Raw genomic sequence first — 11,541 nt, 5'->3', positions numbered from 1 at the left:
TATCATTTCCATGGTGATCACCTTCTATCTCTCCTGCTGAATATTTCAGCAGGCCAGTTGAACACCCTGGTCAATTTTGAGTCGGCACTACTAGGTTTAGATGGTCAGTTTTCGGTCGGCGGCAACACGTTTGCAAAGTGAACAGGAAACCCAATGAAATCAACGATCTACTCAGACCACCCCCGCGCCAGTGCTAGCTTTGCGTACCGCCAGTTATTGCACTGAAAACGAGGGGACCCCTTGGTGGAATCCTGCCGTCGAGAGCCAGGCCACCGACCGGGCCTACCGGATCGGCCAAAGACACAACGTGCTGGTCCACAAATTCGTCTGACGGGGGACTTTCGAAGAGAAGATCGACGCACTCGTCGAGTGCTAAACTAAGCTTTTATAATCAGATCATCGAAGGCGGCGGTGAGGTGCTGCTGATCGGAGGCTCTGCTGATCGAGCTCAGCAATGATGCGCTGATGCGCATAGTCGCCCACTGAGGCCTGCTACGCACACCTACCGTGCGTTTGGCGCCACGCCCCGCGTCGGCTTCACTGCGGCACGCCGCCGAACGTGAACCGTGACCAAACAGATGAACAACTTCCAAGCTGCAGTCAACGAAGTGCCTTGGCGGGCCCTGATGAGCGGAGTCTCTGTTGGGACATCGGCGAGAGCCGGCATGACAGGCTCGCGACTCGACCTGTGGTTCGCCAGCCTCGACGCCCTGCCACTGGCCGACCTCACCGCTGTCGTCGCCTTGGACGACATCGAAATGCAACGTGCGAGCCGATTCCTGCGGCCCCACGATGCCGCACGCTACGTGAAGGCGCATACAGTTCTTCGTCTGCTGCTTGCTGCCTATGTGCGTGTGCCCGCTGCGGACATTCACCTTATGCACGGTGCGCACGGAAAACCGCGCTTGACGGCCTGTAATTGTGCCGGGGCAATGGCCTTCAATATGTCGCACGGCGGCAGCGAACTCCTAGTGGGCATCACTCGTGGCGGCGAAATGGGCGTGGACATCGAGGTCTCCGGGCAGGATCTAGACGTTTCCTCGCTGGCCCGCAGCTGCTTCAGCCCGGACGAAGTGGACTACGTGCTGAGCGGCGACACAGCACAAGCTTTGAACCAGCGCTTTCTTCAAGTCTGGACATTGAAGGAGGCTGTCATCAAGGCGCAAGGCGGAGGCTTGGCCAACTCGCTGTCGTCGTTCAGCGTGGTCTGCCGCGGCGAGACAGCAGGGAGTACGCGTCTACTCAGTGATCCGCGCACATGGCAGCTGTTCATGCTGCCGAGGGATCGCGGGGTGCACGCGGCACTGGCCACGGACTTCCATCCTGACATCCGGATCCACTGCCTGGTGAACGACGTATCTGGCTCGAATCTGCGGCCAGCAGCTGCGATGCCCACGGCAGGCTGGCAGGCCGAGCCCGGCGGTTGGGCTGCAGACGGGGCTTGAATCCTTCGAGCAGGCTTGTTGCCATCAGCAGCTTGATGACCCGTTGATGACACCGCAATCCAAGTCGAGTTAGCACGGAGTGCACAGATCGTCTGGTATACTTTTGTAGAAGAAAGTGTTACTATTCCGCTTACGCTGTGCGCGTGCGATCTGGCGACTAATTCATCGGAGAGGGGAGAGGGTATGGAACAAGGCTTCAACTACCTGGTCGTGATCAACGACGAAGAGCAGTACTCCATCTGGCCGACCTTTAAGAAGGCTCCGCCCGTTGGTTGGCGTGCAATTGGCTTCGAGGGGGACAAGGCTGCCTGCTTCGAACGTATCAACGAGCTTTGGGTCGACATGCGCCCTCGCAGTCTGCGCGGGGCTGACGGGTTCGGTTCCTGGGCTGATTCCCCATGAAGGTCATTCCCATCGCTCAGGGCGCCAAGGCTCTGCCGGCTCTGGGTTCGCAGCCGGTAGCAAAACCGGTCCCCGCATTCGCTTCATTGACAGTGATGCTGACGGAGTTGTGCAACCTGGATTGTTGGATGTGCGACTTCGCTGTTTCCATGGGCCTGCGCGAGCAGTTTCCTTGGACCGCCGACGACTTCTTGCGCTTCATCAGCCATCGTTACTTCGCCCGCCTGCGCAGTATCGGCTTTACCGGCGGCGAGCCGTTCGCTCACGCGGGTGCTGGCGCACTGTATGAGCGTCTGGTGCAGGTGCGGCCGGACCTGTTCTACAGCTTCTCGAGCAACGCAAACCTGCTCAAGCCCATGATGGGAGCCTTTGCGCACACTCAGGACTGGAGCCGCGTCAAGCTGATCACCAGCATCGATGGCGTCGAGTCTCATGACGTGCAGCGAGGTCGTCCTGGGGCCCTTCGCAAGAGCCTTGACAACATCGAGGCGTTGTGCCTAAATTTCCCGAAGTTGACCGTGGAAGTGAAGTTCACGGTGACGCCTGTCAACCACACGGAGCTGCTGTCGGCCTACCGGCTAATTACGTCACGCGGCCTGGATTTCACCGCGAAGATGATCGAGGTCAATCCGAACTACACGAGCCAATTGTCCTTCGATGCGCACAGCGAGTCCTTCCGCTTTGCGCCAGCTCAGATAGACGTCATCCGACGCCAGCTCGACACGATCCTGTCGGAGCCGTCGACAGTGTCCACGCGACGTCGGACGGAAATGTCCGAACTGCGCGACTCGTTGGAGCCTGACTGGAAACGCAGCGGCCGCTGCCGGCTGCCCCAGGCGGGCGCCTTCCTCGATGCGCGCTTGCGTCTGTTCACCTGCAAAGAGTACGCGCCGGTGCTCGACCTGACCTGGCAGTCTCTCGACGACCTGCCACGCTCCGAGGCCTACGCGGCCGTGCACCGGGCCGAACGGGAGAACGCGCTGGCCTGCACCCGATGCACCTCTCAACTCAAGCTACCCTCACGGGTGCCGAGCTGGCTGCGGTGGCTCTCATGAGAGCCTTGACCCAGTTGATGTTCGGTCGCCCTCCAGCCTTCCACGACTTTCCACAACGGCATGAGGGCGCGTCTGCTGCCATCGGCGCCGGATTTCGTCACGTGCTGGGGCTGCGCAGCCTCAACCAGCTCCAGACCTACGTCACCGACTTCGAGCAAAGCTTCGCACGGCACCTGGGCGTTGCCCACGCCATCGGACAGGCCTCCGGCACCTCTGCCTTGCACTTGGCGCTGCGCCAGGCGGGGGTCGGTCCGGGTACCGAGGTGGTGACGGTCGCGAACACCTGGGTCACGACCCTGACGGTGATCCATGAGTTGGGCGCGAAGTGCTGCTTCGTGGACATCGACCCCGCCACAGGCCTCATGGACGCCAGCGGGCTCCAGCAGGCAATCACCCCCCGAACCGCTGTAATCCTGCCCGTGCACATGTACGGCAGCATGGCGCCGATGCGCGAGATCCTGCGCATTGCACGAGACCATGGGCTGCGCGTCGTCGAGGATGCCTGTCAAGGCATCGGCGCAAGCTTGGAAGGACGTGCCGCCGGCACCTGGGGTGACGTCGGCTGCTTCAGCTTCCATGCGACCAAGCTGGTGGGTGCACCATGCGACGGCGGCATGGTGGTGACCGACCGCGCCGATGTCGCCCAGGCACTGCGACACGACGCCGTCGTGGACTGGGCCCTCGCGCTCGTCACGCCGCAGCCCTGTGTCCCTAGCCGGCTTTCGCCGCTGGCGGTGCCTTTTCTCGCAGCGAATCTTAGCGCCCTGACACGCAACGTGTCCCTGCGCAGGGACCAGGTGTCCGTCTATCAGCACCTGCTGCAGGGTGTGCCGGGGGCACGGCTGTTGATTTCGCCGGAGGGCGTGTCCCCGGCCCACCGCAACTGCATCCTGGTTTCACCACACAAGGCCGCGATTCTGGCCGCCTGCCGTGCCGATGGCCTGCCGGTGGAGGAAATCTACCCAGGCTCGCACATGTTGGTCGAGCGTATGCAGGCCGACGGTGCCGTACTGCCCTGTACCGTAGCGCTGGCGCGGGATCACCTGGCTTTGCCACTCGGGCGCCAGGTGGGTAAGCGGCTGCAGGCGCGACTGGTCAACGTGATCCAGCGCGCCAGCCGGGTGCCCCAGGTGGCGGTCAGCGCCGGGGTGCAAGCATGACTTCCTCTGCAGACTCACCCGCCCAGGCCGCACCGGGGCCTTCGTACACGCACCGCGCGCGCTTGTTCCGACTGCGTGTCGCACTGATGGCGCTGCCGGCGATCCTGGGTATGGCCTACCAGAGCTGGATCGCCCCGCGCCTGGGCAGCGGCCACGCCCGACGCACGCGCCACGCCATTCCGCGCGCGCTGAGCGCGGCGTTCCTTCGGCTCAACGGCATCCGGTCACGGCTCGACGGCGCGGAGCACCTGGCCGCCACCAGTGGGCGGCCGCGTCTGCTCATGGTGAACCACAACAGTCGATTCGACGGCTACATCCTTATGGCGCTGATGGACATGCCCTTCAAGGCGTTTTGGTCCAACACCGCGCACATCACGACCGAGCACTTCGGTCTTGTCTCGAAGGTGGGTCGCGTGTTTGACCTGTACTTCGTTCACGACAAGTCGGACAAGCGCCTGACCTTGGCTGAGTTCCGTCGCGCCGAGAAATACCTGGCCCAGGGTGAGACGCTGTCGGTATTTCCCGAGGGCACCTTCTCGAGCGACGGCCAGGTCCGCGGCTTCGGCTCGTCATGCGTGGGACTCGCGATGCGGGCCGGGGCAGTCATCGTCCCGGTGGTAATGGCAGACAGCGAACTGACCTTCGAGCGTCCATCGGGGCATGGGGAACCGAAGGTCGTGCGCCTGCGCGTGCTGCCGCCGGTCTTGACCGAGGGCCTCGGACGCCAGGACATCGCCCGCGTAACGGCCGAACTCGAGGCCTCCATGAACTCGCAGTTGCGCGAGATGCACGCCGAAAGGCTGTGTCAATGACCACCAGAGCGGCGCGCCCGGACGGCCGACAGGGACCTGCTGAATGAGCCGGGCGATGCAATGGTCGGTGGCCCTCCTGCTTGTCGCGGTGGCCGGCGGCCTGGCGCTCGCTTCTTGGATGCTCGCTCGCAGCGACCAGCCGGTCGAGGTGAAGGGCATCGCGGTCTCGCGAGGGCCGATCTCGGCGTTCGTGAGGGCGACCGGATTCGTCGATGCACAGCAGAACTTCACCATCTCTGCACCCCACGCGGCGCACCTGCTGAAGCTGCATCACGAGGTGGGCCAGACGGTGCAGCGCGGCGAAACGCTGGCCGTGCTCGACAGCGGACTGTCTGCCGAGCAACTGCGCAACACCGAGGCCCGCCTCGGCGCACAGGAGGCCCAGGTCCGGCAGGCAGAACTCGAGGTGGAGGCCGAGGTGGCCGTCTGGCGCGCTGGCGGCCAGGCGCGCAACGCCGTCGACCAGGCCGAGTCACGCCTGGCGGCTGCGCGCGCCCTGCGCGAGGCTGCCCGCTCTGACGTGCGTGCCGCAGGCCTGAAACTGGCGGCCCTCGCCGTCACCGCACCCGCCGACGGGGTGGTCACCGCAGTCTCCGCGCATCCTGGAGAGTTCTTACAGGCCGGCGCACCCCTGCTGAGCCTGGCGTCGCACGGCTCGCTGGAAGTGCGCATCAAGGTCGACCATGGATCTGCCGACCAGATCGAGCCCGGGCAGACCGTGGAATTGGCCACCGAGGGCGCACCGGACCGCGTCGGCAGCACCCGCATCGTGCGCATCGAGCCGAAGCTCCAGCCGGACGGCTCCCGCAACCAACTGATCGTGATCGCGGCAATGCCGGCCAGCGGCTTCGCTGCCCGGCTGAACCAGCAGCTTACCGCCCGCATCCTGACGGTTTCGAAGCCGCAGTCCCTGCTTGTGCCGCTGGATGCCGTGACCGAGAAGGACGGTGCCGATGTCGTCCGGGTGGTCACTGAGGGCCGACTGCGCCTGCAGAGTGTGCGCACCGGCATCCAGGACGGCAAGCAGATCGAGATACTCGATGGACTGACCCAGGGGCAGCAGGTGGTGCTGCCCAATGCGCGGCAGGTCCTGGCCGAGGGCACGCCGGTGCGGTTCACGGGTAGCGTCCAGCCATGATCCGCCTGCGCGAGGCCTGCCGCCGCTACCAGCTCGGCGACAACACCCTGCAGGTGCTGCGCGACGTCTCGCTCGACGTCGCCCGGGGCGAGTTCGTGGCCATCATGGGCCAGTCGGGATCGGGCAAGTCCACGCTGCTCAACGTGCTGGGCCTTCTCGACGAACTCGATGAGGGCAGCTATGAGCTTGACGGCCGCGAGATCCGCCATCGTACGGTCGATGAACTGGCGAGCATCCGCAACCGGGAGTTCGGCTTCGTCTTCCAGCTGTTCAACCTGATCCCGCGCCTGACCGCGCAGAGAAACGTCGAACTGCCGATGCTCTACGCCGGCGTCACGCGCGAACAGCGGCGCCAGCGCGCCGCCAAGGCGCTCGCCGACGTGGGGCTGGCTGAGCGGCTCGAGCATGCACCCACCCAGCTCTCCGGCGGCCAGCAGCAGCGCGTGGCGATTGCCCGCGCGTTGGTGAACCAGCCCTCGGTGCTGATCGCGGACGAGCCCACGGGCAGCCTCGACTCGGCGTCCGGAGGCGACATCATGCGTCTGTTCCAGTCGCTGCACCGCGAGGGCAAGACCATCCTTATGGTCACCCACGAGCCCGAGGTCGCCGCGTTCGCGCAGCGCATCCTGCACATCGCCGACGGCCGCATCCAGAACGCCGCCTGAGACCCCCTGACATGCGGCTGCCCTCACTCGTCCTTTTTCTCGATGCGCTGGAGGAAGCGACGCTCAGCATGAGCGACTACAAGCTGCGTTCGCTGCTGAGCATCATGGGAATCGCCATCGGCATCGCGGCCGTGATCCTCATCGGCACCATCAGCACGGGCGGTCGGCAGTTCATCTTCGACGAGCTGCAGACCTTCGGCCTACGGTCGATCTGGGTGCTCCCCGACCAGAGCATCGTCGACCCGATGCGAGCCCGGCGCGGTGGCTCCGGCATCGACATCGAGGACGTGGATGCCTTGGCCGCCAACATGTGCTGCAACGGGCTGGCGCGGGTCACGCCGGTGGTCTATGGCACGCGCGACAGCAGCGGCGCCAAGCTAATGGCCAGCCATGCCGACCGCTACAGCCTGCCCAAGCTCGAAGGGGTCGGCCTGTCCTACCTAGCGATCAACAACGATCAGCTTGCTTCCGGTCGCGGCTTCAAGGAGCAGGACATCGCACGCCGGCTGCCGGTGGCCATCATCGGCGCGCAGGTCGCCACTGATCTGTTCGGAGACGGTTTGCGCATCGTCGGCCGGCAGGTGTCGATCGGCGGTCAAAGTTTCGAGGTGATCGGCGTCCTGCAGGCCAAGGACCGGTCGTTTCTGTCGAGCATCGGCTCCGGCGGCGGACAAAATGTGAACGCCCGGGTGATGCTGCCCTGGACCGTTGCCCAGCAGATGCTTGGCCGCACGGACTTCGACCTCCTGCAGGGCGAATCGGCCGAAGGCACCGATGCCAGGGAGGTCGGCGCCCAGGTCGCTGCGACGCTGCGGCGGCGTCACCGCGGCGAGTTCGAGTACCGCAGCGAATCGATGGCGAACTATGTGCAGACCGCCGACCGCATCCTCGCCGGAGTGTCACTCATCGGACTCGTCGCAGCGGCCGTTTCGCTGCTGGTGGCAGGCCTTGGCATCATGAACATCATGAGCACGTCGGTGCTCGAACGCACCCGTGAGATCGGCATCCGCAAGGCAATCGGCGGTTCACAGGCGGCAATCCTGCTGCAGTTCCTGATCGAGGCCGGACTCATCAGCGCGGTCGGCGGCGTGGTCGGGCTGGTCCTGGGTGCGGCCGCCAGCGTCGGGCTGGCCGTACTCGCGAAGTTTCCGCTGGTGATCTCCGTGCCGTCGATCATCGCGGCCTTCGTCGTGTCCGTTCTCGTGGGCCTGGCCTCCGGCATCGTGCCCGCCTATCGCGCCTCGCGGCTGCATCCCGTCCAGGCGCTGCGCTATGAATAGAGCACGCATCCTCTGCCTCTCACTCGTCGCGCTGGGCGTGGCAGTGCCGATGCAGTCCGCTCTCGCACAGCCGGCGTCGGTCGTGGCGCCTGCCTCGGCGCCCTCGGCGCTGCCGGATGCGCTGTCTACGGCGCTGGCGACGGCCCTTAACGACCGGCCCGAGATGCGGACCGCCGCGCTGCGCAGCGACATCGCGCGGGAACGGATCCGTCAGGCCGCGGCGCGTTTCTACCCCACTGTCGACCTGCTGCTGACGGCGCAAAGCAACACGGTCTACGACACCTTCTCGGGTGTGACTGCCACGGGCACGGTCCAGGGCCAGACCGTGACGGTGGCGGTGGCGCGATTGTCGCCGCGCTACACCGTCAGCCCCGCGCTGCAGCTCGGCAACGACATCTACACGGGCGGTCGCGACAGTGCCTTGCTGCGCAATGCCCAGGCCGCTCACCAGGCCGACATGCTGGGTGCCGAGGCGCAGACCCGGGAGGTCATGCGCGACGTCACGCTGGCCTATCTGCACCTGGGCCAGGCGTGGCACCGCTGGCGTATCGCCACCCGATGGGCCGAGGTCGCGCGCAGTCTGGAGAAGGCCACTGCGGGACGCCTGGTGGCGGGCCGGGCCAGCCAGCTCGAGGCTGAAACCGACGCCCTCGCCCGAGCGCAGCGCGACCTGGACGTCCAGACGCAGTCGCAGGAGGTCGCCGCGCGCCGTGCCGAGTTCCTTCGCGCACTGGGCCGCCGCTCCGATGTCTCGCCTGCTCGCCCCGAGGAACTGGGCCCCCTTCTGACGAACTTCACGCACGAGCTCGATGCGCTCGAGGCCCGTGGCATCGCACCCGACAACGCCGACGCTGCCGGCCCGGGCAACGAGCCCGAACTGCTCCGTGCCCACGCCATGAGCCAGGCGGCGCGCGAGCTGGTGAATGTCGAGAAATCGGCCAACCTGCCCCAGGTTCGGCTGCTGGCGCAGTACGTCGGCGCAGGCCGCAGCGACTCGTCGATCGGATCGGCGTTCACCGACATGCGCAGGGGCACTTCCTCAGTGTGGGTGACCGTCACGCACAATCTGTTCTCGGGGTTCGCGACCCAGTCGCGCATCTTGGAGGCCAGGATGAACGCCGAACGCATGCTCGAGGAGGCTACCGGCGTCCAGAGCAGGCTGTCGCTCGCGCAACAAGGCCTGGCGGGTGCCCTGGCCAAGGCGGAAGCCCAGTTCGAGTACGCCCAGCAGCGTCGCCAGGTCGAGGCCCTGCGGCTGCAGGTCGCGCAGGCCAGGCTCGGCGCCGGGCGCGCCTACACCGAGGACGTGGAGAAGGCGCACATGGCGGTGGCGGCGGCCGATGCCGACATTCTCGACCGGCGCATCGGCCGGGTCGCCGCACTGGTCAGGCTGAAGTTTGTCTCGATCAAGGACGTGACTGCCGAGGCGAAACCATGAGGCGCAGTGCTGCGTTTGCCGTGCGCCCGAACGAAAGGAGATCCGCATGCTGAGTCCCTACCGGGCCGACCCGTGGCTCGTCGGTCAGCGCCAGCCTTCGGCATCCCTGCGGCTGTTCTGCTTCTCGCACGCCGGCGGTCATCCTGCGGCGTACCTGGCCTGGCAGGAACTTCTCGGTCCCCGGGTGGAAGTTCGGGCCGTGCAGCTTCCAGGGCGCGCGATGCGATTTCATGAGCGCTCGCGTCGGCATTTCGGAAGCTTGTGCCATGAGCTGGTGCAGATGATCCAGCGGCATGCCGATCTGCCCTTTGCATTGTTCGGGCACAGCCTGGGCGCACTGCTGGCCTTCGAGGTCGCACGGGCCTGCGCCTCGGGTCCGTGCACGCCCCGTCACCTGATCGTGTCCGGCTGCAGCGCACCACGACAGCAGCCGCAGGGCCGTCCCCTGCACGAGCTCGACGACGCTGCGCTGTGCCAGGAACTGGCCCGTTACCACGGCACACCTGCCGAGGTGCTCGCCGACCGCGAACTGATGCAACTGCTGCTGCCCGTGGTGCGCGACGACTTCGCCCTGGTGCACGACTACCGCTACCGAACCGCGGCAAGGGTGCCGCTGCCGCTGACCGTGCTGGCTGGCCGTGACGACCCCGCAGTGCCGGCCGAACTCGTCCCGCCCTGGGCCGAAGAGGCCGGCGCGGGCTGCGAGGTTCATTGGTTCGACGGCGGGCACTTCTTCGTCGATTCGGCGCGCGCCGCTGTCGTCGACTGCATCCGCCGGCAGCTCACGAGCCTCACCTGCCCCGCGCAGCCGCGCGCCCCGGGATCTTGGGCCCGCCCACTGGAACGCCATGAGTGACTTCATATTCGCAGCCCTCGGCACGGGTGGTGACGTCTGGCCAGCATTGCGCATCGCCCGCGAACTGCATCGGCGCGGCCATGGCGTCTCGGTGCTGGCCCCCGAGCCGTTCGCCGCGCGGGCGCGGGCCGATGGGTTGAACTTCGAATCGGTCGACACGCGCGCGGCCTGGTTAGCCGATGTAGAGAGTCCGGCCTACTGGGGACCGGACGGAACGCGGCTCGGCCTGGCCCCTGGAGGCTATCTTCGGCGGCCCGTCGAGGCGACGTTCGACTTCATCGCCTCGCGAGCCGCGCGGTCGCCAACCGTGGTGTGCACCCGCAACGCCTACGGTGCGCGCTTTGCCGCCGAATGCCGCGGCCTGGCCTGCCTGTGCCTGGGCTATTCGTCGACGCAGTTCTTCAAGCTCGGACGACTGCCCTATCGCCATGCTGTGCTGCGGCGCTCCCCGCGCTGGCTTCAAGCCGGACTGCTGGCCTGGGGCGACCGCTCCGCCGACGCCATGCTGCTGCCGGACCTCAACGCCATGCGGCAGCGCCATGCCCTGCCGGCCGTCAGGCGCTTCCGGGACTGGAGTTTCTTCCGCCATCCCGGCATGGCCTTGTACCCGGCCTGGTACGACGACGTGCAGGAATTGGCGCCGCTCGGTATCCGGCAGGCCGGCTTCGTGTTTGCCCACGACGCCGATGACGGGCCGCTGCCAGCGGCCCTGCAAGGCTTCCTGGACGCCGGACCGCCGCCGATGGTGCTTACCTTCGGAACCGGCGTGGGTCATGTCGTCGCGCGCTTCGCGGCGGCGCTGGAGTTGGTCCGCCGTACCGCATGGCGGGCCATCTTCGTCAGCCGGTTCGAGGCCAATCTGCCCCCGGAGGCGCATTCGCACCCGCGCATCCACGTCGTTGCCGAGGCCGATTTCGCGGCCTTGCTGCCTCGCTGCGCGGTGCTGGTTCACCACGGGGGCATCGGCACGGCGGCCCAAGCGGTGCGCGCGCAAATTCCGCAGGTGATCGTGCCCATCGGCTACGACCAGCCGGACAACGGCCGGCGCCTGCAGGCGCTGCGGCTAGCCCGCCTGCTATCGGGGCGCCGGTTCGACGCGGCCGGCCTGGAGGCCGCAGTGGCGGATGCGATCGCACACACCGACCGCGCGCGGCTCAGGCAATTGGGCGATGACCTGCGCGCCGGTGACGGTTCGCGGCGAGCGGCCGACGTGTGTGAGGAAGTCGCGGCGCAGCAGGTCGGTGCCGTGCGGCAGACCCATGAATGAAAACGGGAGTGGACCATGAATGA

Annotated in this window: 11 protein-coding genes and 1 pseudogene; all 12 read left to right on the top strand. The window is 66.4% G+C overall.

From position 1 onward, the window contains the following. Positions 1 to 241 precede the first annotated feature (241 nt). A pseudogene (locus B9Z45_RS17620) lies at positions 242 to 458 on the top strand (hypothetical protein); the annotation flags it as partial. 108 nt (positions 459 to 566) lie between these two features. Continuing rightward, on the top strand, positions 567 to 1,445 hold the full coding sequence (locus tag B9Z45_RS13315) for a 4'-phosphopantetheinyl transferase superfamily protein (protein WP_108407712.1): 879 nt from the start codon (positions 567 to 569) through the stop codon (positions 1,443 to 1,445). 183 nt (positions 1,446 to 1,628) lie between these two features. After that, positions 1,629 to 1,847: an MbtH family NRPS accessory protein gene (locus B9Z45_RS13310; RefSeq protein WP_108407711.1), complete on the top strand. Its 219-nt coding sequence runs from the start codon at positions 1,629 to 1,631 to the stop codon at positions 1,845 to 1,847. After that, positions 1,844 to 2,902 (top strand): radical SAM protein, encoded by a 1,059-nt coding sequence (locus B9Z45_RS13305; protein ID WP_108407710.1) that lies wholly within the window; start codon positions 1,844 to 1,846, stop codon positions 2,900 to 2,902. The genes B9Z45_RS13310 and B9Z45_RS13305 overlap by 4 nt, the downstream gene beginning before the upstream one ends. Further along, positions 2,899 to 4,062: a DegT/DnrJ/EryC1/StrS aminotransferase family protein gene (locus B9Z45_RS13300; protein WP_233252202.1), complete on the top strand. Its 1,164-nt coding sequence runs from the start codon at positions 2,899 to 2,901 to the stop codon at positions 4,060 to 4,062. Before B9Z45_RS13305 ends, B9Z45_RS13300 begins: the two co-directional genes overlap by 4 nt. Further along, positions 4,059 to 4,874 (top strand): 1-acyl-sn-glycerol-3-phosphate acyltransferase, encoded by an 816-nt coding sequence (locus B9Z45_RS13295; RefSeq protein WP_108407708.1) that lies wholly within the window; start codon positions 4,059 to 4,061, stop codon positions 4,872 to 4,874. Before B9Z45_RS13300 ends, B9Z45_RS13295 begins: the two co-directional genes overlap by 4 nt. Positions 4,875 to 4,917: 43 nt before the next feature. Further along, positions 4,918 to 6,012 carry an efflux RND transporter periplasmic adaptor subunit gene (locus tag B9Z45_RS13290; RefSeq protein ID WP_108407707.1) on the top strand — a complete coding sequence of 365 codons (1,095 nt, stop codon included), beginning with the start codon at positions 4,918 to 4,920 and terminating at the stop codon, positions 6,010 to 6,012. Continuing rightward, positions 6,009 to 6,677, top strand: a complete 669-nt coding sequence (locus B9Z45_RS13285; RefSeq protein WP_108407706.1) for an ABC transporter ATP-binding protein — start codon at positions 6,009 to 6,011, stop codon at positions 6,675 to 6,677. The genes B9Z45_RS13290 and B9Z45_RS13285 overlap by 4 nt, the downstream gene beginning before the upstream one ends. Positions 6,678 to 6,688: 11 nt before the next feature. Continuing rightward, on the top strand, positions 6,689 to 7,957 hold the full coding sequence (locus tag B9Z45_RS13280) for an ABC transporter permease (protein ID WP_108407705.1): 1,269 nt from the start codon (positions 6,689 to 6,691) through the stop codon (positions 7,955 to 7,957). Further along, positions 7,950 to 9,395, top strand: a complete 1,446-nt coding sequence (locus tag B9Z45_RS13275) for a TolC family protein (RefSeq protein WP_108407704.1) — start codon at positions 7,950 to 7,952, stop codon at positions 9,393 to 9,395. The genes B9Z45_RS13280 and B9Z45_RS13275 overlap by 8 nt, the downstream gene beginning before the upstream one ends. A 46-nt stretch (positions 9,396 to 9,441) precedes the next feature. Further along, complete coding sequence (locus B9Z45_RS13270; protein ID WP_108407703.1) at positions 9,442 to 10,251, top strand: thioesterase II family protein; 810 nt, start codon at positions 9,442 to 9,444, stop codon at positions 10,249 to 10,251. Next, the gene (locus B9Z45_RS13265; protein ID WP_108407702.1) at positions 10,244 to 11,518 is read left to right on the top strand and encodes a glycosyltransferase; all 1,275 of its coding nucleotides are present in this window, start codon (positions 10,244 to 10,246) and stop codon (positions 11,516 to 11,518) included. The genes B9Z45_RS13270 and B9Z45_RS13265 overlap by 8 nt, the downstream gene beginning before the upstream one ends. The last annotated feature ends 23 nt before the right edge of the window (positions 11,519 to 11,541 follow it).

Origin of the sequence: Limnohabitans sp. 2KL-17, from assembly GCF_003063415.1 — a bacterium.
Taxonomy (GTDB): domain Bacteria; phylum Pseudomonadota; class Gammaproteobacteria; order Burkholderiales; family Burkholderiaceae_C; genus Limnohabitans_A.
The sequence above is the reverse complement of the archived record's forward strand: the minus strand, read 5'-3'. Positions and strand labels throughout refer to the sequence as shown.